At 35.0% G+C, this 24,756-nt stretch carries 20 protein-coding genes; 11 read left to right on the top strand and 9 right to left on the bottom strand.

Features of this window, described 5'->3' with window-relative positions; all coding sequences use genetic code 11:
* From EHC72_RS13780 to EHC72_RS13760, 5 genes are all read right to left on the bottom strand, one after another.
* Window positions 1-182: cold-shock protein (locus tag EHC72_RS13780; RefSeq protein ID WP_131538293.1), on the bottom strand; the 182-nt coding region annotated here is incomplete at its 3' end.
* Between the two features lie 102 nt (window positions 183-284).
* Window positions 285-1,211, bottom strand: coding sequence for a hypothetical protein (locus tag EHC72_RS13775; protein WP_131538292.1), 927 nt, complete (start codon window positions 1,209-1,211; stop codon window positions 285-287).
* Between the two features lie 40 nt (window positions 1,212-1,251).
* Complete coding sequence (locus tag EHC72_RS13770; protein WP_131538291.1) at window positions 1,252-2,109, bottom strand: phosphodiester glycosidase family protein; 858 nt, start codon at window positions 2,107-2,109, stop codon at window positions 1,252-1,254.
* A gap of 83 nt (window positions 2,110-2,192) precedes the next feature.
* On the bottom strand, window positions 2,193-4,712 hold the full coding sequence (locus tag EHC72_RS13765) for a zinc-dependent metalloprotease (protein WP_131538290.1): 2,520 nt from the start codon (window positions 4,710-4,712) through the stop codon (window positions 2,193-2,195).
* 100 nt (window positions 4,713-4,812) lie between these two features.
* Entirely contained in the window at window positions 4,813-6,060 is a 1,248-nt protein-coding gene (locus EHC72_RS13760) for an aspartyl protease family protein (protein WP_131538289.1), read from the bottom strand.
* 50 nt (window positions 6,061-6,110) lie between these two features.
* Here EHC72_RS13760 and EHC72_RS13755 point away from each other — a divergent pair, with 50 nt between their 5' ends.
* The 10 genes from EHC72_RS13755 to EHC72_RS13710 all read left to right on the top strand — a co-directional run bounded on the left by EHC72_RS13755 (window position 6,111) and on the right by EHC72_RS13710 (window position 19,190).
* Window positions 6,111-7,439, top strand: coding sequence for a D-alanyl-D-alanine carboxypeptidase/D-alanyl-D-alanine-endopeptidase (locus EHC72_RS13755; protein ID WP_131538288.1), 1,329 nt, complete (start codon window positions 6,111-6,113; stop codon window positions 7,437-7,439).
* Window positions 7,440-7,445: 6 nt separating this feature from the next.
* A complete protein-coding gene (locus tag EHC72_RS13750) occupies window positions 7,446-8,258 on the top strand; it encodes an alpha/beta hydrolase (RefSeq protein ID WP_131538287.1) in 813 nt (270 codons plus the stop codon).
* Between the two features lie 20 nt (window positions 8,259-8,278).
* Entirely contained in the window at window positions 8,279-9,301 is a 1,023-nt protein-coding gene (locus EHC72_RS13745) for a glycosyl hydrolase family 18 protein (protein ID WP_131538286.1), read from the top strand.
* A gap of 4 nt (window positions 9,302-9,305) precedes the next feature.
* Complete coding sequence (locus EHC72_RS13740) at window positions 9,306-10,352, top strand: aminotransferase class I/II-fold pyridoxal phosphate-dependent enzyme (RefSeq protein WP_131538285.1); 1,047 nt, start codon at window positions 9,306-9,308, stop codon at window positions 10,350-10,352.
* A 109-nt stretch (window positions 10,353-10,461) separates the two neighbouring features.
* Entirely contained in the window at window positions 10,462-11,010 is a 549-nt protein-coding gene (locus EHC72_RS13735) for an RNA polymerase sigma factor (protein ID WP_131538284.1), read from the top strand.
* Between the two features lie 58 nt (window positions 11,011-11,068).
* A complete protein-coding gene (locus EHC72_RS13730; protein ID WP_131538283.1) occupies window positions 11,069-12,091 on the top strand; it encodes a FecR family protein in 1,023 nt (340 codons plus the stop codon).
* Between the two features lie 92 nt (window positions 12,092-12,183).
* A complete protein-coding gene (locus EHC72_RS13725) occupies window positions 12,184-15,477 on the top strand; it encodes a SusC/RagA family TonB-linked outer membrane protein (protein ID WP_131538282.1) in 3,294 nt (1,097 codons plus the stop codon).
* 14 nt (window positions 15,478-15,491) lie between these two features.
* Complete coding sequence (locus EHC72_RS13720; RefSeq protein WP_131538281.1) at window positions 15,492-16,862, top strand: RagB/SusD family nutrient uptake outer membrane protein; 1,371 nt, start codon at window positions 15,492-15,494, stop codon at window positions 16,860-16,862.
* Window positions 16,863-16,941: 79 nt separating this feature from the next.
* The gene (locus tag EHC72_RS13715) at window positions 16,942-18,189 is read left to right on the top strand and encodes a YdcF family protein (protein ID WP_131538280.1); all 1,248 of its coding nucleotides are present in this window, start codon (window positions 16,942-16,944) and stop codon (window positions 18,187-18,189) included.
* Window positions 18,190-18,674: 485 nt separating this feature from the next.
* On the top strand, window positions 18,675-19,190 hold the full coding sequence (locus EHC72_RS13710; RefSeq protein WP_131538279.1) for a phosphoglycerate mutase family protein: 516 nt from the start codon (window positions 18,675-18,677) through the stop codon (window positions 19,188-19,190).
* Here EHC72_RS13710 and EHC72_RS13705 read toward each other — a convergent pair.
* The 4 genes from EHC72_RS13705 to porX form a co-directional block, all read right to left on the bottom strand.
* Window positions 19,185-19,868 (bottom strand): M15 family metallopeptidase, encoded by a 684-nt coding sequence (locus EHC72_RS13705; RefSeq protein ID WP_131538278.1) that lies wholly within the window; start codon window positions 19,866-19,868, stop codon window positions 19,185-19,187. The two genes, EHC72_RS13710 and EHC72_RS13705, sit on opposite strands and share 6 nt — an antisense overlap.
* Before the next feature lie 7 nt (window positions 19,869-19,875).
* The gene (locus EHC72_RS13700; RefSeq protein ID WP_131538277.1) at window positions 19,876-21,105 is read right to left on the bottom strand and encodes an alanine dehydrogenase; all 1,230 of its coding nucleotides are present in this window, start codon (window positions 21,103-21,105) and stop codon (window positions 19,876-19,878) included.
* Window positions 21,106-21,200: 95 nt separating this feature from the next.
* Window positions 21,201-21,617, bottom strand: coding sequence for a tRNA (adenosine(37)-N6)-threonylcarbamoyltransferase complex ATPase subunit type 1 TsaE (gene tsaE, locus EHC72_RS13695; RefSeq protein ID WP_131538276.1), 417 nt, complete (start codon window positions 21,615-21,617; stop codon window positions 21,201-21,203).
* Between the two features lie 159 nt (window positions 21,618-21,776).
* Window positions 21,777-23,333 carry a T9SS response regulator signal transducer PorX gene (gene porX, locus EHC72_RS13690; protein ID WP_131538275.1) on the bottom strand — a complete coding sequence of 519 codons (1,557 nt, stop codon included), beginning with the start codon at window positions 23,331-23,333 and terminating at the stop codon, window positions 21,777-21,779.
* Between the two features lie 111 nt (window positions 23,334-23,444).
* On the opposite strand from porX, the gene EHC72_RS13685 reads away from it, so the two are divergent.
* Window positions 23,445-24,668, top strand: a complete 1,224-nt coding sequence (locus tag EHC72_RS13685; protein ID WP_131538274.1) for an HD domain-containing protein — start codon at window positions 23,445-23,447, stop codon at window positions 24,666-24,668.
* Window positions 24,669-24,756 lie beyond the last annotated feature (88 nt).

Here is a 24,756-nt window from a genome sequence, read left to right as displayed (position 1 = left end):
TTCACATTAACGGCGTTTAAGCCTTTTTTACCGTTAGCAACTTCGTACTGTACTTTGTCGTTTTCACGGATTTCGTCGATAAGACCTGTTGAATGAACAAAAATTTCGCTATCGCCATTCGCAGGGATAATAAAGCCAAAACCTTTAGTTACATTGAAGAATTTTACTGTGCCTTCTTGCATTGTATTAAATATTAAAAATTAAGTGTGCAAGGTAACTTTTATATTTTAAAATCAAAATATTTTTTAACATTATTTTAACGTTAATACTTTGTAAACAGCGGGTTAGTGCTGCTTTTTAATTGCTTTACCTACAATGTTTAACGTAATTTCACTGTTGTGTGCTATGCCTAATGTGGTTCCAGGAATAACAGTAAAAAGATTCCTTAAATAGATATCTGCTACACCTTGAATTACCTTTTTTCTAGGCTCCATATCTTCTGGTAATACGCCATAAACTTTTTGAACTCTGATGGTTCCTTTTGAATCTACAACGGCAGAGCATTGATAAGCAAAATCTTTATAAGCCCTATCAATTACAATCTTATATTGCGGGTACATATAATCATAAGCTGCAGTACGTTTCAATAATTTATCAACGGTACTAAGCTTTTCTACAGTAACAATTTTGCTTTTTGGTATAAACTGAACCGGGCTAGTGGCGGCAAAAGCGCTATCACTATTTAAATTAATATTGGCAGCAAGTTTCTGAATATATAAAGTATCTGCCTTTGTAGTTTGTTGCAGTTTTTCTGCGGGTACTTTTAACTTATCCTTAATATATTTTTGGGCATAAAAAGTCATGTTTACATCCGATCGGATATCCGCAGCAATAACTTTACCATCTACCTGTACCCTTTGAAAAACCAGGCTATCTTTACTAATGTGTTTTACCTTAAAAAATTCTTCTGCAAAATTATACACATTACCATGATCGTACTGCAGGTAAAACTTCTGCATTATTTGCTTTTGCGGGCTCCAAGCCATCATTGTGTCTTCTGCTGCAACCTCAATAATCCATGATGGCTTTTGCATAAATCCATCCTTATTAAAAGAAAGACCATCGCTAAAACGGCGCTTTACTTCTTCATATCTAATTCCTTTAACGGGCGCAAAGGTAAAATCTCTTAAAGTGGCATCGGTAGACTTTGTTTTATTATTGCAAGCAAATAAGCTTAACAATGCTAAACACAGGCACAAATTTCTTATCATACAGGTATAACGTCGTAAATTAAATATTTCGCTAAATTAATTATTTCTTCTTAACGAGTATTACGTTCGCCACTTTCCTTTCGCCCTCATGGTCCCACTTTTTATTATCTGTAGGATAGTTAATTACCCCTTTATTATTTACCCATAAAGTTGTAGATCCGCCTCCATCAAAATTTATGGCACTGGTACAGCCAAGCCACTTCATCAGTTTTGTTAGTTCAAACAAGCTCATTCCGGCAGAATTATCGTTCCGCCCATCAACCGTTAATAAAACCACTCTCCCATTTGGCTTTAAACCTACACATGTTCTTGGGTGACGTAATCTAGTAAATGCTGTAGTATCTAATTCTTCCTTCATTCCATTTAAAAAAAGTAATGGGCCATTTAGCAGCACACTTTCTTCTATTAGTTTATTTTCCCAATCTGTTGTTCCGTCCCATTTTTTAATAGTTAATTTACCTTTATCAATCACCACCGCCGCTTGTTGATGCCTGGCACGGGCGCCATTTTTTTCTAGCCGATTTTGATTAATTACTTTTCCGTTTACTTTAACGAAATCAACCGAGCCGCCATTTTTAACGTCAAAAAAATTTCCATTTATAGCTACAATGGCAGAATCTCTTGCTGCAAAATTACTGGTTGCAATAAGTTCCTTTTCTTCTGCAGCTAATGCGAAAATTGCTTTTCTCCCTGTGTTTTTAACTTCTATGAAAGAAATATTTTCATTAGCCCCAAACAGGTTTTTATTATTAAAATGATGGTTAAATAATAAAATCTTCTTTGCTATTCTTGTTTTCTGCCATTTGGTTTTTACAATTGATATAGAATCTTGGTTTTGGGCAAAACCAATTAAGTAAACCGCGAGGAATAAGGCAAATAGTAAGGCTTTCTTGATCATGGAATGAAGTTTAATATAAAGGTAAACAAAAACGGAGCAGCCAATTAAGACTGCTCCGTTTTCTATTCTAAATCACGAGGATTTTACTTTTTAGGATCTAAAATGTTTTTAATTCTAACATTTAAATCATCGTAATGTGCTTTACTTACTGCATCGCCTGCCGCTGATCTTGCTTTAGTTGTTGCCAATAAAGTTTTAAGTTCGGCTCTAACCAAAGGTCTAATATCAGATAAGTTTACATTAATTGGTGTTAAACCGTAATTAGCTGCTGCCTCAACAGGGAAACCCGGAGGAAGATCGCCATCGTTTGTCATTAAATAACCCAAACGCTCTACATAAGCACGTTGTAAGTTGCGTTTAAATGCATCAGCTCTGCCTGCCGCAAAAACAGATGTGTTTAAATCTGTAAATAATTCAGGTAAAGTATAAGCTTTAGCTGTTCCGTTTTTAGTTTCATTATCTAATAAACGAGCAATACGCGGCGCTGATAAAATATTTGCCAAAGTATTTGCCTGAACAGATTTAATACGATTTAATAAAGTACCATTATCAAATTTGCTTAACTGATCGTTATTAATTAACCAAAGTGGTGTAGTAAATAACTGCTGACCGAAGAAAGCAATTGCTTCTTTTTGTTTCGCTTTTGGCAAATAACTATAAACTGCACCTGATTGATCGTAAGTTTTAAAGTTTTCGCTCATACCACCAACATTGGTTAAAACGTGGCCCATATAACGGTTGTATTGACCGATGATTTCAGTATAAATTTCCTTCAAATCGCTATAGTCTTTACCTTTTTGGAAAGTCCACTTCTCTACGTTTGGAAGAATGCGTTTTAAGTTTGCAATACCATAGTTACTGGCTTTCATTGCGTTATCTCCTAAATCTTCACTTTGTAAGCGAGGATCTAAAGAAGTACCCTGGCGACCATAAAAATAAAGCGGATTGCCTGCGTTTTTAAGTACCCATTGATTTAGAACCTCTTTTTCTTGCTCGGCAGTTTTGTTACCAGGCAACCAAGAGTAACCCCATTTAATAGACCATTTATCGTATTCGCCAATTTGTGGGTGAAGCTTAGTTACGCCATCTCCTGGTTGTGCAATATAATTAAAACGGGCATAATCCATAATTGACGGTGCTGTTCCGTGTTTATCTGTAAATGCTTTTGAACGTAAAGAATCAACTGGGTAAGCATAGCTTGAGCCAAAGTTGTGTGGCAAACCTAAAGTATGTCCAATTTCGTGTGAAGAAACAAAACGGATTAATTCGCCCATTTGTGCATCACTAAATTTGGCTTTGCGTACATCTGGATTAATAGCGGCGGTTTGCACAAAATACCAGTTACGCAATAAATTCATTACGTTGTGGTACCAGCCAATGTGTGTTTCTAAAATTTGCCCGGTACGTGGATCACTGATGTGAGGGCCGTATGCATTTGCAATATCCGATGCGAAATAACGAACAACAGAATATCTAGAATCTTCTACACTAAATTCAGGATCTTGCTGTGGTGTAGGTGCTTCTTTACCGATAATGGCATTTTTAAAACCGGCAGCTTCAAAGGCAACTTGCCAATCATTAATACCTTGAATTAAATATGGAACCCATTTTTTCGGTGTAGCCGGATCAATATAAATTACAATTGGTTTTACTGGCTCAACTAATTCTCCACGTTTATAAGCATTTGTATCTTTAGGTACCAAATTCCATCTGTGGATATAAGCTGTACGTTCTGCCTTTTGCGCATCACTACCATAATCAATTTGCGACTGACCAAAATATCCAACACGGCTATCCATAATTCTTGCTTTTACCGGCACTTTAGGCAATAAAAGCATTGAAGTGTTAAATTCAAAAGTTACAGCACCATTGCTATTGTCTGTTGGAGACTCTGCAGCACGATATGTTTTTGCAGTTTTAACTTCCACATTAATTGGGAAAGTTTTTACTGTATCAATGTAAGATCTTGTTGCATCATAAACGGTAATTTTATACGCTTTACGAATGGCATCTGTAGCGCCAATAGCCATAATATCGCCGTTATAAAAATCGGTAACATCAATTACAACGCCTGTAGTATCTTTATTGTAAGATTTTATTTCGAAGCTTGCTAAAATTTGTGCTAGGTTAGAGTTTTGTACAGATTGGTACATATCGCTATTTGCATCAGCTTTTGTAGCATAACTTGGTACGCGAATATATACTTGCTTACCTCTGCGTTCCCATTTCCAAACTTGCTCGTTTAACTCTTCGCCACCATATTGCTGGTTGCCAACTTTAACCCCAACAGGTGCTTTTGCAAGGCGGGTTACCACAAGCATTTCACGATTTAACAGGGAATCTGGTATTTCAAAATACCACTTATCATCTACCTTATGTGTTTTAAATAAACCATTGGTTGTTCTGGCTTTTGCAGTGATAATTTCTGAATAAGGTTTTATACCTTCTTTTTTTGCTGCTGGGGCCGCTGCTGCAGCAGGAGTAGCTACTGGTGTTTTGCCAGGTTGGGTTTTGGATTTTTTTTGAGCGTTTGCCGCATTGGGTCCCACAATACCAAAGGCGACAATACCTGCTACCGCAAGTACCTTAATTTTTTTATTCATATGTGTTTTAAATGGTTTATTTTGCTTGGTAATAAGAGAATAAAGGTAAATGCTTGTTACAGGGATTTATTTTTTGTAACCAGAAAGTTACGACACAAATTTAAATCCGCTGCTCTAGCTTAAGTACTTTGTAAGAAATCTTATTATCCCGGTAAATTTCAAGCACTAAATTACGATCAGTTTTTGATTTTAAAAGTTCTGTTAAGTCGTTTAGGGTATACATCTCAATCGGTTTAAAATTTACGCTCAAAATTTCATCATCAGGGCATAAACCTGCACGTTCTGCAGGAGAATTTTCGTCAATATCTCCAATAATTACTCTTTTATATTCCTTTTGGTCAAGGTAAATAACCATACCAGACATATCGTGCTCGAAAGGCTGCTTACTGGAACCGTTTGGTTTTACGTAAATAAATTTTTCCTGATAATTAAATTGGATATCAAATTTACGTAACGCATCAGCACCAAGATTACCGTTTCTACTAGTTAAATCTATCTTTTGAGAAATGGATTGAAAATCTGGAAACCCGGCAATCACATTTTTAAATTTATAAGGACCTAAGTAAAATGTTTTAATTCGCCCTACATAACCTTTAATCTGCCCGCTTAAAGTCATGCCTAAATTGGCTTTTATTTTTGTTGCTGGCAAAGGAAATTCGCCACCGTTTAGCATCTCCATTGATAAAGCATGGCTGGCGCCAGTATCCATTAAAAACCTTGCATTAACTTTGCCGTTGGGTAAATCTACCGCAGCCATAACATATGGTTTTTGATTTTCTATTTCTATAGGAATTTTGCTTCCACGGTATTTGATTTTCGAATCAGGATCATGAAAAATAATTCTGCTTTCACTATATCTAACATCAACCACAAAACTGTTAAAAAAGCTAAAACCTATAATACCGTATACTTTTAAGCCCAAATGACCTGATAAATTAAAGAGATCTTCTTTTAAAATTGCCGTAGGAATTCTTGTTACGTATGCATTGCCTATTTTGGCACTAATGCTTTGCGATACGTAAGCCTCTACTGTTTCTATACCTAAACCGGAAACTTTTATTTTTCGCATGGTGGCGAAATTCAAAGAGTCGATAATTGATGGGTCTGTAATAATCATTGGTCCTACTCCGGTATCCAACACAAAATTGTAAGGCCCTTTTCCATTAACGAAAATTGGAATGACAATTAGGTTTTTTATGCACTTAAAACTTAAGGATTCCTTTGTTCTGTTGTTGGTGAAACTAAAATCCTGCGCCTGTATGTTACCAAAAAAAAGTAAAAATAAGCTGATGCCGAGTATTAATTTACGGGAGGTAAAACGGACAATCAGGATATATTTGGTTAACATTAAATTAAATTTAATAATTTAGTTTGTATTATCACAAACATCCACAAAACATGCTTCCAGCTTTACGTTACAGAATTTTATTTAGTGTCCTTGTTTTATCGGCTACTTTATTGTGGAGTTGCTCTACCGATAAAATGATCTCAAATAAAGTGGCTCGAGAATTTAAAAACTCTACGGTGATAAAACAGTACAATGTGGGCTTTGCATTGTATAATATGGAGCATAAAAAAATGCTTTTTCAAAAAGATGCCGATAAATATTTCATTCCAGCATCCAACACTAAATTATATACTTTTTATGCTAGTTTAAAAATGATTCCTGATTCAATTCCTGCTTTGAAGTATATTGAAAAGGGCGATTCCTTAATTTTTTGGGGAACCGGCGATCCTTCATTTCTTCAATCAGAATTAAAGGACAAATCGGTTTATAATTTTCTTGCCAATTCCAACAAAAATCTATTTTTTGCTCCTGGTCGTTACGCTGGCAACTTTTTTGGCAACGGCTGGTCTTGGGATGATTACAACGATTATTATCAGGCAGAGATTAACGAGCTACCAATACTGGATAATACAGTTTGGGTAAAGGCTACAGGCAACGGAAAATTCTCAGTTTCGCCTAAAAGCTTTTGGAGTTGCTTTATACCCGATAGCACCAAAACAAAGGATGATTTTTTTGTAAAAAGAAACTTTAATAAGAACGAATTTATTTATAATTCAACCCTAACAAAGCCAAATTATAACCAGCAAATTCCTTTTAAAATAAATACTGGAACTACATTAAGTTTACTTGCCGATACGTTGCACAAAACGGTTGGTGTAGTTGATATGAAAATACCAAAGCATATTAAAACCGTTTATAGTGCCAACCGCGATTCGGTTTTAAAGCATATGCTCCTGCCCAGCGATAATTTTATTGCAGAACAATTATTGTTGGTTTGCTCTGATCAGATTGGCGATACTTTAAGTACAGAAAAAGCAATTGACTATGTGCTTAAAAATCATCTTTCGAGCTTGCCCGATAAACCGAGATGGGTGGATGGATCTGGCTTATCACGAATGAATTTGTTTACGCCAAGAGATATGATTAAGGTTTTAGACCTAATTTACAAAGAGATAAACGATCAGAAAAAACTTTTTTCAATGCTACCAGCAGGCGGACAGAGTGGCACATTAAAATATGCATATCCAAAAACAAATAATCCTTTTGTTTTTGCTAAAACTGGATCGCTAACCGGAATCCACAACCAAAGTGGATATGTGGTTACTAAAAAAGGAAAAACCTATATTTATTCTTTCATGAACAACAACTTCGTAATGCCAACTGCTGATGTTAAGAAAGAGATGGTTAGAATAATTACTTATATCCACGATAATTTTTAAGCTAGCATGAAAACCTTTTTAACCATTCTAACTTTTATTTTTTGCTATTCTGCCTCCGCACAAAAACAAATTATATTTAATTCAAAAAATTTGCCTCAGGCAGATACAACGTGGGTTTTCATGCCAAAAAAGTTAAATAAAAAGCATAAAATTCCTGCCGTAATTTTGCTACATGGATATGGTGGAAACTATAAACAGTGGGATAAAATTATGGATGCACAGAAATATGCCGATGAATATGGATATATTTTAATCTGTCCTGATGGCTTAATTAAAAGCTGGTACTTAAATAGTCCTGCAAAAAAGGACTGGCAATATGAAAACTTCTTCTTTGATGAGCTATTGCCTAAAATTAAAACTGATTTTCCGGTGGATACCACAAATTTATTTCTTACAGGTTTAAGCATGGGTGGCCACGGTGCTTTATGGCTTTTTTTAAAACAACCAAATCTATTTAAAAGTGCTGGCAGTACCAGTGGAGGTGTTAATCTTATGGATGCCGTTGGCAAATTTGGTGTTCCAGAGTTGCTGGGAAATCCTGAGAAAGAGAGCGATATTTGGTCAAATTATTCTGTAATTAAAAATATAGATAAGCTTAAGGATAGCAAAAAGGAAATTATTTTCGATTGTGGTTCTTCCGATTTCTTTTATCAATCCAATAATGCTTTGAAGCAAAAATGCGATAGCTTAAAAATTAATGCTACTTACATTTCCCAACCAGGTTCTCATAATTCTGCCTACTGGAAAAAATCTATAAAGCAACAATTCGAATTCTTTAAAACACAAATTTTATTTTTACCAAAACCCAATAGTATGTAATGTGACTTAAACCTAATCCTATGAAAAAAATCTACCTTTTGTTAAGCATAATTACCGTGCTTTTCATCGCATCCTGTAAAAAAGATAACATTGAAAATCCAATAACACCAACACTTCCATCTACGCCGTATGTTGTGGATAATAGTTTTAAAATTGTTTCTTACTTCCCTAGCTACCGCGATCCTGAGGGTATAAATATTGCTAAATATAAAATGTTAACCCATTTATTTTATGCCTTTTTAAATCCAAATCCAGATGGCACATTAGCCAACTTAGAACAACCCGCACGCTTTAATTTGGTTATGCAAAGGGCAAGAGCCAATGGGGTTAAAACGGGTATCTCCATTTCAGGTACAAAAAGCATTTTCGTAACTATGGCAAGCGCTGCAACAACCAGAAATTTATTTGTTAAAAACGTACTCAATTTTGCTAAAACAAATAATTTAGATGGCGTTGATATGGATTGGGAATACCCGAGTACAACTGATGGATCTGCAGATAACTATGTTTTATTAATAAAAGAACTATCAGACTCACTACACAAATACCATAAATTTTTAAGTGCTGCAATTACTCCAGGTGTTTATGCCGGCGGCATTAGAGATGGCTTAAAAACTGAAGTTTTTCCATCTGTCGATTTTTTTAATATTATGGTTTATGATGGCATTGGTTGGGATAAAAATGATCCAATTCAGCATGCATCATACGATATGGCTACATTTAGCTTAAATTATTGGCTTAATACTCGAGGCATGCCCAAAGAAAAAGCAGTTTTAGGAATCCCCGCTTATGGCAAAAATGCATCTAATACTTCAAAAGCATATAGAGATTTTGTTGCCAATAATGCAAATACTACTTTGGATTCTGCTTCAATTGCAGGAGTAAAATATTATTTCAATGGCACTAACACAACCAAGAAAAAGGCTAAACTTGCAAAGGATGTTGCCAATGGTGTTATGTTTTGGGAATTTTACCACGACGATAATGGAGCAAAATCAATTATAAAAGCTGCAAATGATACCCTTGGAAGAAGTTATAATTAAATAAATGCAATCAGAATTTAAAGGCGTAAATCAACCGTTTTCCAATCAAATTGATGTTGAAGGAACATCCTATTTGTATTTTGCAGGCACCGCATATTTGGGTATTCCACAGAATAAGGGCTTTATTAAATCATATATAGAAGGGATTAAAAGATTTGGCTTAAATAATGGTACCAGCAGAAATAACAATATTCAGCTTGGCATTTATAACGATGCAGAATTTACGGCAGCCGCGAGATATGGATCTGAAAATGCGCTGATTACTTCCAGTGGCTATCTCGCAGCACAATTAGTTGTAAAAGAACTTAGCAAAACTGGCGAGGTAAGGTATGCTCCTGCAACACATCCATCGCTTTGGCTGGAAAACCAAAAACCTACAGAACAATCTTTTAAGGATTGGACGAAGGAAACTGCTGTTGTTATAAATAAATCCGATCAAAAAAACTGGGTATTGATTAGCAATTCCATGAATAACCTTTTTCCGGAGATTTATGATTTTAATTTTTTGAAAGAGATTAATTCCGATAAAGAAATTACCTTAATTGTAGATGATTCTCATGGAATTGGGGTAGTGAATAATGGTTTAAGTGCCCTTTCAAATCTGCCAAAACAAAATAACATTCATTGCGTTTTGGTTGCATCCATGGCTAAAGCACTGGGCGTAGATGCGGGTTTAGTGTTAAGCACTGAAAAAATAATAAAACAGCTTAAACAAACTAATGAATTCGCTGGTGCATCACCACCATCTGCAGCTGGATTGTACGCTTTTATAAAATCAAAAGAAATTTATGAATCCGCGTGGATCGAACTGCAAAAAAACATACGATTATTCAGCCATGCTTTAAATACCGATTGGAAATTTGAGTCTAATTTTCCTGCATTTCAAATTAATGACCCGGATTTAGCAAGAAAACTTTTACATCATAAAATCTTAATTTCTTCTTTTCCATATCCTGGAGTAAATGACGAACCCATTAACCGTATTATTTTAAGCAGCTGGCACACGGCAAAAGACATAAATAGTTTGATTGCAGCATTAAATAAAAGTTAACTTTTCCTTTACATAAGTTAAAACAATGATTTTTTTAATTGATAACAATTGCAAAAATTAACCCTATATTTATTTTTAGCTAACATTAACCAAATAGTTTTGAGCCAAAGTGACAAACTATATCCAAAATATAAAAGAAGGGGATCATGTATCTTTTGAAATAGTTTTTAAGCTATGGCATAAGAAGGTTTTTGCCTATTTTTTTAAGAAAACGGCATCAAAAGATCAGGCTCAGGAGCTTACCCAACTTGCTTTTATAAAACTTTGGCGCTTTAAACATACCTTATCAGAAGAGTGCCCGTTGGATTTGCAATTATTCAAAATCGCGAAAACAACTTTACTGGATTATTTTAAAAAATTGGCTAATGATGAGCGTAACCTTACTGTTTACCATCAGGAAGCACAAGTAAACGTTCAAAATCAAACTGAGGTTTTTGAATATAAACAGCAATTAGAAGTTGCTTTAAACTGTTTACCACCTACCCGCAAAAAGGTATTTCTACTCAACCGCCTTCACGGGTATAGCTACAAAGAAATTTCTGAGCAACTATCAATCTCACCACGTACAGTAGAAAAACACATCTCTTTAGCCATGAAACAACTAAATGGCTATGCGTATTTGCCTGCCATTATCTTTTTGGTTGATTTTCTTAATTAATTAAAATTTATTTTTTTTCCATTACGGGTTTGCGCCTGTTTCAATCGTATTAGTAAGTATGAGTATATCTGATGAGTTATTGGATAAGTATTTTAAAGGACAATGCAGCCCGGAAGAAAAGCTTTTGGTGGTTAAATATTTGAATGAGGTTGATGAATTTGCTGAGCATTTATTAAAAAAAACCGAATGGGATAATACAACGGATGCTTTAATTGATGATGCTAAAACTGAAGAAATGTTTAGCATAATTAAAAAACAAACTACTGCAAAGGTTTCTAAACTAAATTGGATAAAGATTACATCAGCCGCGGCTATAATTTTAGCGCTCCTCACTTTTGGATTTTTAACTCTTAAACAAAATCGAAGCAAAGAAATTTTGGTTCAAAATATTGCCCTAAATCAAACAAAAAAAAGTGCTGTTAATTGGAAATCGGTTATGAACTATACAGAGCATATTCAATTCTTAACCTTACCAGATTTATCAACGGTGAAATTATATCCAGGCGGAGAATTGAGGTATGCCATGCCTTTTATAACAAGTAAAAGAGAAATTTATTTAAATGGTAAAAGTTTTTTTCAGGTTACTAAAGATAAAAAACACCCTTTTGTAGTTTATGCTAAAGGCGTATCCACTACCGCCTTAGGAACTTCGTTTACAATTACTGCCTTAGAAAAAAGTAAAGAAATTAAAGTAGAACTACACACAGGTAAGGTTTGGGTTAAAAATATCGATTCAACAACTCATGCTTTACCATTTAGTAAAATATTAATACCCGGCAATCAGTTGGTTTACAACAGCGAGCTAAATAAAGTTAATGTAAGCGATGTTAAAACATTATTAACCAAGCAACCAGTAATTAAAGAATTAAACTTTAATCAGGCTCCATTAATAGAAGTTTTTGCAAAGCTACAACAGCATTACAAAGTTAAAATCATTTATAACCCTGCAGATTTGCAGGAAATATCATTCACAGGAAGTTTAAAATTAACGCAATCAATAGATAAAATACTAGAAGAAATAGCTGAATTAAATAAACTAAACCAAATCAAAACAACCGAAGGTTATCTGATTAGAAAATAAAATCCAACTCCATATTACAATGAACTTAACTCGTAAAAAAAACGTGAATGGGAAAGTTATTGCCAAAAAACAACCAAATAAAACAATATACTATGCTTAGAAAATTTACTACACACTTATTCATTTGCCTGTTTCTAATATCAGTTGCAGCAAATACCCGTGCTCAAACATCAGAGATTACCGGGATAGTAAAAGATGAAACTGGGCAGCCCTTATTAGGTGCTTCCATTCTTTTACTCAACACAAAAACCAATGAGAAGAAAGGAATTATGGTTAATTCTGAAGGCAAATTTATCATTAGTGGTCTATCCGCCAATGTGCCTTATAATATTAGCGCCTCTTACATTGGCTACACCACTAAAACTATTGATAATTATGTCCTAAAAGCAGGCGAACAGGCTACGCTTCTTATTCAGCTTAATCCGGCTTCATCATCCTTAACAGATGTTGTTGTAGTTGGTTATGGCAGTCAGAAAAAGAAGGATGTAACCACTTCAATTGCGAGTATTAAGGCGGCTGATTTAGAAAACCAACCAATAAATAATGCTGCTGAAGCGATGGTTGGTAAAATGGCAGGCGTACAGGTTTCGCAAGGGTCTGGAACTCCTGGCGGTGCGTTAGCCATTAAAGTACGTGGGGTTGGCACAATTACAGCAGGCTCTAATCCGTTATATGTTGTTGATGGTGTGCCGATTTCTAATGATAATATCAACACTTTAAACACAAATGACATTGCATCTATTGAGGTACTTAAAGATGCTTCTTCTGCAGCTATATATGGTTCAAGAGGATCAAACGGAGTTGTATTGATAACAACCAAACAAGGTAAAAATGGCGTTGCAACTATTAATGTTAATAGTTATAAAGGCTGGCAATCAATTGCACATAAAATTGATATGATGGATGCTTATCAATATTCGCAAATGGTGCTAGATTCTAGAAATAATACCTACGCTGATGCCATGGACGCTATTAACCGTAAAAATGTATCTAATGGTTCGCCGATAGTTCCATATAGTTTTAATGATAATAACAGCACCCGTTTATTTAAAGCTGGCACGGCGAACACCAGTGCGGTAATTCCTTTGGAAGTATTGCCTTATTTACAAGGTCAACAGGGTTTAACGAATACTGATTGGCAGAATGAAATTTTCAGGACTGCGCCGATTCAAAATCATTCTATTTCAGCATCTGGTGGTGGCGAAAACATGAAGTATTATGCATCTATGGAATATTTTGATCAGGATGGTATTATTTTAAACAGTGGTTTTAAGCGTTATAGCGGCAGGTTGAATTTGGAAGGAAATAAAGGCATTTTTAGGTATGGTGTAAATTTATCTCCATCGGTAATTAAAGAGAAAAGAGTAAATGCCAATGGTGCCTATTCAAACGGAGGTATTGTGGCTTCTGCGCTTCACTACTCGCCTATTTTTCCTGTATACAATAGCGATGGAAGCTATAGTTTTGCTCAAAACTCATGGAGCCCAAGTACTTTAACCCAAGTACCAGGACAACCAACGTTAATAGGTGGTAATGGCGAAACTCAAGCATGGAACCCTGTTGCGCTTGCTATGCTCCAAAAAGATGATGTGGGTTCTAACAGGTTAACTGGAAGTACTTTTGTTGAGGCATCAATCCTTAAAGATTTAAAGTACAAAATCCAGTTAGGTATCGACGTATTTAACAGTTCTGAAGATATTTTCAGTCCTTCAATTATCCCAAAATCAAACACTGCAGCAAACGATCCTTCGGATGCTTATGGTTCATCCAGAACAACAAAAGAAATTAATTGGCTTTTGGAGCAAACCGTAAACTATTCTAAAGTTATTGGCGATCACAGTATTAATGCTTTAGTGGGTTGGTCTACCCAAAAAGATGATTTAAGCAGTACTTACGCTTACGCTTCAAAAGGTTTCATCAGCGATCAAGTTCCTTATATAAATGCCGGAATTGTTACTAGTGGAACGGGAACCAAACAACAATGGACACTGGCATCTGGTATTGCGAGACTACAGTATAGCTATAAAGGCAAATATTTATTTACAGGTTCGGTAAGAGCTGATGGATCTTCCAGATTTGGCAAAAATTCTAAGTGGGGTTATTTCCCTTCAGCATCTGTAGGATGGAGAGTTTCAGAAGAAGATTTCCTTAAAAGTTCAACAGCTGTTTCAGACTTAAAACTAAGAGCCAGTTATGGTTTAACTGGTAATTTTAACATTCCAAACAATGCTTCTTTAGGTGCAATGACCAATTATGCTTATGTTTTTGGTGGCTCTTCTCCGAGCGTAGTTAACGGAGCGGCATCTTATGCAAAACCAAATGATGATTTAAGATGGGAGAAAACGGCACAATTAAACCTAGGTTTCGATGCCGCTTTTTTCAAAAATCAACTTACTTTATCTGTTGACGTGTACAACAGTAATACTAAAGATTTGCTATTGGATGTTCCAGTGCCTCTTTCTACAGGATTTGCTACAGAGTTAAAGAACATTGGTAAGGTTAATAATAAAGGTATCGATATTAATTTGGGTACTCAACAACAATTTGGTGGTGTAAAATGGACCGCGAGTGCAAACTTCTCTAAAAACAAAAACAAAGTAGTAGAATTAGGTCCTGGCAATGCCGATATTATTAAAACCGGATCTGTTGCTAATGCTTATTTCTTAACCAGAGTGGGCGAACCTATTGGTTCATACTATTTACCTGTAGTTTTAGGTGTATTTAAAAATCAGGCAGAGGTTAATGCATACCCTCATTATACTGATACCCAAGGCAATTTTGATTTAAATACCGCTAAACCTGGCGATTTTAAATTTAAAGATGTAGACGGTGATGGTGTAATTGATTTAACAAAAGACCGCGAAATTGTGGGCAACTATCTGCCTAAATTTACTTATGGCTTTGCAACTTCGGCCGAGTATAAGGGCATTGATTTAAATGTTGCCTTACAAGGTGTTTATGGAAACAAAATCCTTAATCTTTCTCGCAGATATTTTGCCAATAAAGAAGGTAACATGAACAATATGGTTAGCTCTTTGGATCGTTGGGTATCAGAAAGTAACCCTGGAAGTGGCCAAGATGTTAGAGCAAACCGTGTTGCAAAAGGAAGCAATGGAACAACATCAACCTGGCATATAGAAGATGGTTCATATTTGCGAATCCGCAACATTGCTTTAGGTTATACTTTCCCAGCAGATTTGGTTAAAAAAATAGCGCTAACAAAAGTTAGAATTTATGTTGCCATGCAAAATCCGTTTACGTTTACCAAATACACGGGTTATAACCCTGAGGTTACCAACAGATCTGCAGCAACAACAAATGGTGAAGATTATGGTGTTTATCCAACAGCAAAAACAACATCAATCGGTATTAATATTACTCTATAATTAAGAACAATCAGATGAAAAAATATATAACATCAATCTTAGCATGCAGCCTGATTATTACAGTTTCTTCGTGTAAAAAGTTTTTAGAATCAAAACCATTCGACTCATACACCGAAAGCACTTTCTACGTAGATGAAAAGGGCTTACAGGGTGGTTTAGTAAGTTGTTATGATGCTTTGCAAACAGATAGCTTGTATGGTAATAACATGCTTACGTTAGGAGAAATCCGTGGGGATAATGTGACCGATAATGATCCAGGATCAGGTGCAGGAGTAAGAAATGCAATCGAAGTATTTTCAGAAACCCCAGCAAACAATATTCTCGCAGCATCATGGCAAGGCCATTACAAGGCGATATATCGCAGCAACATTGTTTTGGATAAAGCGCCTGGCATTAGCATGAATGAAACATCCAAAAATCAAATTATTGGCCAAGCAAAATTTATCAGAGCTTTAAGCTATTTCAATCTAACCCGCTTATGGGGCAGTGTTCCTTTAGTAACATCTGTTCAATCAACAGATCAGGCAAGAGGCAATAGCCGCAGCACTTCAACTCAAATTTATGTTCAAGTTGTAAATGATTTAACTGATGCAATTGCAAAACTTCCAACCAGCTGGCCCGATGCACAACGCGGTAGAGCAACTAGTTATGCGGCATCAGCATTGCTGGCAAAAGTATATTTGTACCAAAAGAAATACGATTTAGTTGTTTCTACTTTGCAACCAATTGTAACAGCCATTTATGCGGGTACAGTTCTATCAACCGTGCCACAAACAACTACATTTCCTAATGGTTTAAAAACAAGTAAGGATGTTATTTTTGCTATTCAGTATTTAGCTGGTGGAGTTAAAGAAGCTGTAAACCAAGATAATCGCTACAGAAATAATAACAACACCAACACAATTAGTATTCCTCAAACTTTATTTGAAAACACCGATAACCGTAAAGCTCTCGTAGCGCCAACAAATATTGGCTCTCGGCCGGGTAAATTTAACAGTCCAGTTTCTAACTCGACAGAAACCAGTAGTGATTTTCCTATTCTACGCTGTGCCGATGTATTACTTATGTATGCTGAGGCCTTAAACGAAGTTGCCTATGGAAATGTGGATTCATTTACAGCGCTTAATGCTGTACGTACTAACGCCAATGCATCTATAAAAACGGCTGCAATCTTAACAAATCAAGCTGATTTTAGAACCGCCATATATTTAGAGCGTCGCTTAGAATTTGCCTTGGAAGCAGATCGTTGGTTTGATATTGTTAGAACCAGTCAAATGGCAACCATATTCCCAGGTATTCCAGCATTTAGAAGCATTTATCCTGTTCCGCAAGCAGAAATTGATAATATTACAAATAAAGCCGGCTGGCAAAATACCGGTTACTAAGAAAAGTTAATAAGTTTGGGTCGTTGCTTTATAGTTACGACCCTTTCTTTTAAATACCTTTAAGATTTAATTTAACACCATGAAAGTATCTTATTTACTTATTTTTTGCTGGATAATCTCAATTGGTGCAACAGCGCAAAGTAAAGCCCAAAAAGAGTATCACCTGCAAACTACTTATAATGCCGTTCAATATAAAAATTACTATCTGCTTACGTTATTTCAAAAAGATATTGCTGTAAAAAAACTCCTTGAAAATGATGCTGAACTAAAAGCTTTATTTAAAAATAAAAGTGATAAAATTTCTGCTTCAATTAAAAGCTGTTCAAACGATGTGAATTGTTTAACTGGAGCAATTAAATTTAGCAATGAAGAAATTAATTTGGTTAGCAATAGATTGAGCGTATTATTTAAGCCTCAAAATGAATTAGGCTTGCTTGTTAAAAACCATATTCTTCCATCAGGATGTTACAGTTTATACAACAATTTAGAACCTAAAGAAGTGTTGCAAAAAGCCTGGGAACAGGATGCAAAGGCTGTTAATTATGCTATAAGTGTTTATGCAGATGGACAAAAACCAAATTACCCAAAAATAGATTCAATTGGCTTTAATGTAAAAGATAAAAGTTACCCAGAATTGGTAAGCACCAATTCAATATTAAGTCTTAGCGTTAAAAATAAGCTATTTTTTGAACCCACTTTAGAATTTGCACTGATTACACTTGAAATTAACGAAAGAAATGATGCTGCAGATTTTGAACCGATGGTAACCACTGTAAATAAAGCCGCATTGGGCGCCATTGCCAAAACTAATTTTTCTGCATATAAATACAGCTTAATATTAGTACCGGGCGAAGGACCAGAAGAAGTACCTACAGAATTAAGCGCTGGTGGAATGCTGCGTTGCAGACTAGCTGCTGAGCAATTTAGAGCAGGATTAGCACCCTTTATTATGGTATCAGGCGGAAGAGTGCATCCTTATAAAACAAAATACAGCGAGGCTTTTGAAATGAAAAAGTTCTTAATGCAAAACTTGCAGATTCCTGAAAGTGCAATTATTATGGAGCCACATGCAAGGCATACCACAACTAATTTACGAAACGCAGCACGACTTATTTTTAGGTATAATATGCCAATGGAAAAACCTGGTTTGGTGGTAACCGTTAAATCGCAAAGCTATTATATAAGCGATTTGATGATGCAACGTTGCGTTAAAGAACTTGGTTACGAACCGTACAAAAATGGCAAACGATTATCAGATACCGCACTTGAGTTTTATCCTAACGCAATGTCATTACAAATTGATTTTGATGAACCATTGGATCCTTAAGTAAGGATAAATCATGGTCCTTTGGAGCAGCTAGCTTGGTCTAAAAATAAATATCAGGGATAGAGTTTAGAAAACTATGCTCATTAATCAACCATAAATCTTGATCTGTACAATACAATAAACCGCAGCGAATAGAAAAATAAGCTGCGGTTTTGTTTTTGTTATGTGGTTAATTTTTTTAGCACAGTTTTTTGAACAGACCCTTTAAGGTGATTCTTATTCAATCCCTTTAGCGATACAACATATGCTTCGAGGATGTCGATACATGCTTTTAGCGATACAACATATACTTTGAGGTTTTTACAATAACAAAAAAGCACTCTGCTTGTTGCAATGGATCCGTTCCTTCTATGTAGATTAAATGCGATAAATTAAATTATACGGATATATTTTTCAATATTTATACCTCATATTAATCATAAGCATATTCAAGTATTTTAGCAATAAGCTTATGATTATTTATTACTGAAAATCAAACACATCCGATGAAAAAGATTTTATTACTTCTATCTTTAACCTTTATATTTTCTCAGTTTGCTTTTGCACAAACTACCGAAATTTGGATTGTAAGACATGCAGAAAAAGATAAGACAAACCCTGCTGATAAAAATCCAAATCTATCTGACGAAGGAAAAATAAGAGCAGGCGATTTAAATAGATTTCTTAAAAAGGAAAAATTCAACGCAGCATTTAGCACACCTTACAATAGAACACACCAAACGTTGGATTCTTTAATTGCAAAAAATAAAATAACCATTACCGATTATGATGTAACCGAAACTAAGGAGTTGGTAGAAAATGTTAAAAAGAATTTTGAAGGAAAAACCGTTATTATCGCTGGTCATTCTAATACCGTTTTAGAACTTATTGAAGCCTTTGGAGGTAAAAGACCTAAAGAGGAGTTAACCGATGATGATTACGATTATATTTTTCATTTAACTTTAAAAGGAGATAAAGCAAGGGTTAAAATGGATCAATACGGCAGGCCACACCACCTATAGTTTTTCAAAAGGAATATCCATTAAATCGTAGTTTTGCCATCCATTAAAATCGAAGTGCCACCATTCATTAGGTAGAACTTTAAAACCATGTTTTTGCATGGCATTGATTAAAAAGTTGCGGTTCTTTTTTAGTTCAGCACTTACATTTTCATAGTTAGCTGCTGCTGCTGCAGCAAAACTATCATACGGTGTAGGCATGGCAATTTCTTTACCCGTTTTTAGGTTAATCAAGGTTAAATCTACAGCACAACCTCTGTTATGCTTTGAGCCTTTATTTGGGTTGGCTACAAAATTTTTATCACTCGCTTTTTTGTAAAATGCTACGGTAATTGTGTATGGTCTGTAGCCGTCAAAAATTTTCAAACCATAACCTTTTTTATTTAAATCGGCCTGTATTCTTTTTAATGATTCTACCACAGGTTTTCTTGCAAAAGCCCTTGCCTGCTTGTACATTACCTGTTTCATAAAATTATTAGTCGTTGCATAACGAATATCCAGTTTTATGTTTGGAATGGCTTTTTTGATTTCTATTAACTCATTATTCGGGTTAGTTTTAACAGAAACTAAATACTGATTATAAGAATTTACAACAACCAGTTTTTTAATAGCTGAAGGTTTATTCTGAGCACCGACAGCCAGTGAGAAAAATATAAACAGGGTTAAAAAACTAATTTTCATAATTAATTTATTGGTTAGAAACCACCAATAGTTCCAAATCTTTAAATGGTAAATTAAACATATCTGCCAAATCTTTGCTAGTTACATTACCTTGATAAATATATAAAGCTTCACGAATACCAGGATTATTCCATACCATGTTCATTAAGCCCCCTGAATCTCCAATTTCGAGCAAAATTGGCGCAAAAATATTTGTCAGCGCATAAGATGCCGTTCGTGGAACCCTGGATGCAATATTAGGTACACAATAATGTATTACATCGTACTTTCTAAAAACTGGGTTTGTATGGTTGGTTACTTCAGAAGTTTCAAAACATCCACCTTGGTCTATGCTTACATCTATCACAACAGAGTGTGGCTTCATTCTGGCAACAGTTTCTTCCATAACAATACAAGGGCTCCTACCATGTGTTGCCCTTATTGCGCCAATAACAACATCACAAGTAACAATAGCCTTATTTAAAACAATAGGCTGCATAACCGAAGTAAATACACGGCTATTGCCCAAATTATTTTGTAACCTGCGTAAACGATAAATAGAGCTATCAAAAACCTTAACCTCGGCGCCTAAAGCCAATGCAGTTCTTGCGGCATACTCACCAACTGTACCAGCCCCTAAAATTACAATTTCAGTCGGCGGCACACCCGTAAAACCACCAAGCATTAAACCTTTCCCACCGGTTACATTACTTAAATATTCTGCAGCAATTAATATAGATGTAGAGCCCACAATTTCGCTCATTGCCCTAACTACACTTAGTACATTACCTTCATCACGCAGGTGCTCAAAACATAAAGCATTAATCTTTTTATGCATTAAAGCCTTTAGATATTCTTGTTTTAAAGTTCCGGTTTGCAAGGAAGAAATTAAGGTTTGCCCCTTATGCATCATGGCGATTTCTTCCAGCATGGGCGGAGCAATTTTTACCAGAATATCCGAGTCAAAAACTTCCTTTTTATCGTAAGCAATTTTGGCACCTTGTTCGGCATATTCGCTATCAGAAAAATTTGCAGCAATACCTGCACCGCTTTCTAAAATAACACGGTGACCGTTATTAACCAATAAAGCAACGGATAATGGCGTTAGGGCAATTCTATTTTCCTGAAAAGAAATTTCTTTGGGGATGCCAATATTAAGATGATTTTTTTTGTTCTTGGTTTCCAGCGTCGCTTCCTGAGTTTGAAGTAAACCCTGGCGAGCTATATCGGCCATTCCTTCTCTTAATCCTGTAGCCATGATGTAGTAAATGTTTATTTATTTTAGGTTGATGAAGATACGGAAAATCTCCTAAAATTTAGCTAACTAAATAACAATCAACCTAATGTTTATCACTATTTTGAAGAAAATGTTATCGTTCTTTGACTTTCGTCAATAATTGTAATTTCTACTTCTATAAAATGATCCGGCAGCAACTCTTCTACCCTTTCTGGCCATTCGATTAAACAAATTCCATTACCATAAAAATATTCCTCATAACCTAAATCATAGGCTTCCTGAATATCCTTTATTCTGTAAAAATCGAAATGATAAACTGGTCCATTAACACTTTCATATTCATTTACAATAGAATAAGTTGGGCTCGAAACCACATCTTTTACGCCCAAAGTCTCGCAAAAAACTTTTATAAAAGTAGTTTTACCTGCTCCCATATCGCCTTCAAATATGAAAACCTTTTGATTACCTGCAAAATCTAAAAGCTGATTGGCAACATTTGGCAAATCGGCTAAACTTTTAACTTCTAACTTCATTTTAAAAAATATATGCAAAAGTAAAAAAGTTAGCCTTTGAATAAACAAAAAGCTTTATCAATAATTTAGATTAGATAGCCTGGAGCAAAAATATTGCCACGGAAATACAGAATATACAGCTTATTAATGCTGTGAATTTCGTGTTTCCGTGGCAAAAATTTAATTTCTTGGTGAGTAAGTTACAACCGGAATAATCATTTCTTCCAAAGAAATACCTCCGTGCTGGAAAGTTTCATTATAATAATTCACAAACTGGTTATAATTATTCGGATAAACGAAATAACTATCCTCTCTTGCAAAAATGTAACTACTACTGATGTTAATTTTTGGTAGCAAGGCATCGTGAGGATTTTTTATTAAGAAAACTTCCTTAGCATTAAAGTTCAAATTTCTACCTTGTTTGTACCTTAAATTAGTGTTAGTACTTCTATCACCAATAACTTTAACCGGTTTTTTAACGCGAATAGTTCCGTGATCCGTGGTGATGATAACCTTAACTTTTTTCTGAGATATTTTCTTCAGCAAATCAAATAAAGGAGAATGCTCAAACCATGATAATGTTAATGAGCGGTAAGCGGCATCATCATTTGCAAGCTCTCTAATCATTTGCATATCGGTACGAGCATGACTTAACATATCAACAAAGTTGAAAACAATTGCATTAAAATCATTTTTCAACAGGTTGTTAGTTTGATCGACCAAATCCTTTCCTTGCTCAAAAGTTAAAATTTTATTATAACTGAATTTACAATCTTTTCTTAAGCTACGTTTAATATTATCGGCCAAAAATGCTTCTTCGTGCATATTTTTACCGCCCTCATCATCATCATTTTGCCATAAACTTGGAAAACGTTTTTCCATATCTAAAGGCATTAAGCCAGAAAATATTGCGTTACGAGCGTATTGCGTTGCTGTTGGCAAAATACTGGTGTACATATCCTCCTCATCAATGCGGAAATACTCAGAAATTAATGGGTTTATAATTTTCCATTGATCGTAACGAAGGTTATCAATCAAGATGAAAAATACAGGCGTGGTTTCATTAATATGCGGGAAAGCTTTTTTCTTTAGCAATTCGTTTGAAAGTAATGGCGCCTTGTCCTTTTCCTTAATCCAGTTTAAATAATGCTCTTCAATAAATTTTGAAAACTGTGTATTGGCTTCCTGTTTTTGCATGGTTAAAATTTCATGCATTTGCGGATCATCCAATTTTTCGAGCTCTAATTCCCAGAAAACGATTTTTTTATAAACATCAACCCACTCTTCATAGCTTAATTTATCGCCAAGGGTCATGCCCAAACGCCTAAAATCCTGTTGATAAGCCATTGATGTTTTCTCGCTCACCAAACGTTTATTATCAATTAACTTTTTAATGGTTAATAAAACCTGTTTAGGGTTTACTGGCTTAATTAAATAATCATCAATTTTGCTTCCAATGGCATCCTCCATCAGGTTTTCCTCTTCACTTTTAGTAATTAAAACAACGGGTACATCAGGGTTTAAATTCTTAATGGCCGAAAGTGTTTCAATACCGCTCATTCCTGGCATGTTTTCATCCAAAAAAACAAGATCAAAATGTGCCTTGCCAAAAGCTTCGAGCGCATCGTTACCATTTGTAAAAGTAGTTACATTGTAACCTTTATCATTCAGTAATAATATATGTGGTTTTAATAGGTCGATTTCATCATCAGCCCATAAAATTTTAGTTTCTTGCATGTTATTGTAAAAATAGGTGATTATTGCCGTTATATATTTGCAGGCAAATCAAAGTATAAATAAAAATAGCAATTTTTGTACCGTATCTATCTATTTAACTATTTTTAACGATTGAATAAGAAGAAAATAATAAATGATCCTGTTTATGGGTTCATAAGCATCCCGTCAGAATTAGTTTACGATGTAATTTCTCATCCGTATTTCCAACGCTTACGTTATATTAAACAGCTCGGAATGACGCATTTGGTCTATCCGGGTGCACTTCATACGCGTTTTCATCATGCATTGGGCGCTATGCATTTAATGAGCTTGGCAATAGAAATTTTAAGAAGTAAAGATCATCTTATAACACCCGCAGAAGAAGAAGCTGCCACTTTAGCCATTTTACTACACGATATTGGCCATGGTCCTTTTTCGCATGCATTGGAACATTCACTGGTTACGGGAATAAAACATGAAGATATTTCTGCCAGATTAATGCAGGAACTAAATGCACATTTTGGTGGTCGATTAACGCAGGCTATTGAAGTTTTTAATGGTACACATCCTAAAAAGTTTCTTCACCAGCTAATCTCCGGTCAGTTGGATTTGGATAGAATGGATTACTTAAATCGTGATAGCTTTTTTACAGGCGTAAGCGAGGGCGTAATTAGTTTCGACAGGATTATTAAAATGTTTAATGTTTATGCCGATGATCTGGTAATTGAAGAAAAAGGTATTTATTCTATTGAGAAATTCTTAATCGCCCGCAGGCTGATGTATTGGCAGGTTTATTTGCACAAAACAGTTATCTCTGGAGAAATGCTTTTGGTTAAACTGCTAGAAAGGGCTAAACAATTATCCGTTAATGGAGAAAATTTATTTGCTTCTCCTTCTTTAAGTCACTTCCTTAAAAATAATATTACTGAGGATGATTTTTTTAATGGACACACCCATTTAGAGCATTTTACCAATTTGGACGATCAGGATATATACGCAGCGGTAAAAGTTTGGGCTAAACATCCTGACAAAATTTTATCTACATTATGCCGGATGCTCACTTCGAGAAATTTGTATAAAGTAGAAATGGGAAATGAAATTGCCAATGAAGACAGAATTCAGTTTTTGCAAAACGCAGCTGTTAATCTACTGGATATTAACCCAGAAGAAGCCCGGTATTTCGTGTTTACAGAGTCGATTAAAAACAGAGCATACAACGCTGGAGTTGGAAATATTAAAATTTTAATGAAAAATAACGATATTGTAGATATTGCAAAAGCATCGGATTTATCGAATTTGGAGTCACTGCAAAAAACGGTAGAGAAATATATTCTCTGCTACCCGAGAGGGATTTAAGCCTTTTTAACAAAATATTTAATTTTAACTGCCGTTTTTAGTCTTATTATTGTGTAAAATATACACTTATTAACCCTAACAGGTTTTT

The organism is Pedobacter nototheniae (genome assembly GCF_004335085.1).
Lineage (GTDB): Bacteria > Bacteroidota > Bacteroidia > Sphingobacteriales > Sphingobacteriaceae > Pedobacter > Pedobacter nototheniae.
This window is presented reverse-complemented; position numbering and strand designations above follow the sequence as displayed.

Coding starts and splice junctions, on each gene's coding strand:
- EHC72_RS13775 (WP_131538292.1), bottom strand. CDS start 1,211: ATGATAAGAAATTTGTGCCTGTGTTTAGCATTGTTAAGCTTATTTGCT.
- EHC72_RS13770 (WP_131538291.1), bottom strand. CDS start 2,109: ATGATCAAGAAAGCCTTACTATTTGCCTTATTCCTCGCGGTTTACTTA.
- EHC72_RS13765 (WP_131538290.1), bottom strand. CDS start 4,712: ATGAATAAAAAAATTAAGGTACTTGCGGTAGCAGGTATTGTCGCCTTT.
- EHC72_RS13760 (WP_131538289.1), bottom strand. CDS start 6,060: ATGTTAACCAAATATATCCTGATTGTCCGTTTTACCTCCCGTAAATTA.
- EHC72_RS13755 (WP_131538288.1), top strand. CDS start 6,111: ATGCTTCCAGCTTTACGTTACAGAATTTTATTTAGTGTCCTTGTTTTA.
- EHC72_RS13750 (WP_131538287.1), top strand. CDS start 7,446: ATGAAAACCTTTTTAACCATTCTAACTTTTATTTTTTGCTATTCTGCC.
- EHC72_RS13745 (WP_131538286.1), top strand. CDS start 8,279: ATGAAAAAAATCTACCTTTTGTTAAGCATAATTACCGTGCTTTTCATC.
- EHC72_RS13740 (WP_131538285.1), top strand. CDS start 9,306: ATGCAATCAGAATTTAAAGGCGTAAATCAACCGTTTTCCAATCAAATT.
- EHC72_RS13730 (WP_131538283.1), top strand. CDS start 11,069: ATGAGTATATCTGATGAGTTATTGGATAAGTATTTTAAAGGACAATGC.
- EHC72_RS13725 (WP_131538282.1), top strand. CDS start 12,184: ATGCTTAGAAAATTTACTACACACTTATTCATTTGCCTGTTTCTAATA.
- EHC72_RS13720 (WP_131538281.1), top strand. CDS start 15,492: ATGAAAAAATATATAACATCAATCTTAGCATGCAGCCTGATTATTACA.
- EHC72_RS13715 (WP_131538280.1), top strand. CDS start 16,942: ATGAAAGTATCTTATTTACTTATTTTTTGCTGGATAATCTCAATTGGT.
- EHC72_RS13710 (WP_131538279.1), top strand. CDS start 18,675: ATGAAAAAGATTTTATTACTTCTATCTTTAACCTTTATATTTTCTCAG.
- EHC72_RS13705 (WP_131538278.1), bottom strand. CDS start 19,868: ATGAAAATTAGTTTTTTAACCCTGTTTATATTTTTCTCACTGGCTGTC.
- EHC72_RS13700 (WP_131538277.1), bottom strand. CDS start 21,105: ATGGCTACAGGATTAAGAGAAGGAATGGCCGATATAGCTCGCCAGGGT.
- tsaE (WP_131538276.1), bottom strand. CDS start 21,617: ATGAAGTTAGAAGTTAAAAGTTTAGCCGATTTGCCAAATGTTGCCAAT.
- porX (WP_131538275.1), bottom strand. CDS start 23,333: ATGCAAGAAACTAAAATTTTATGGGCTGATGATGAAATCGACCTATTA.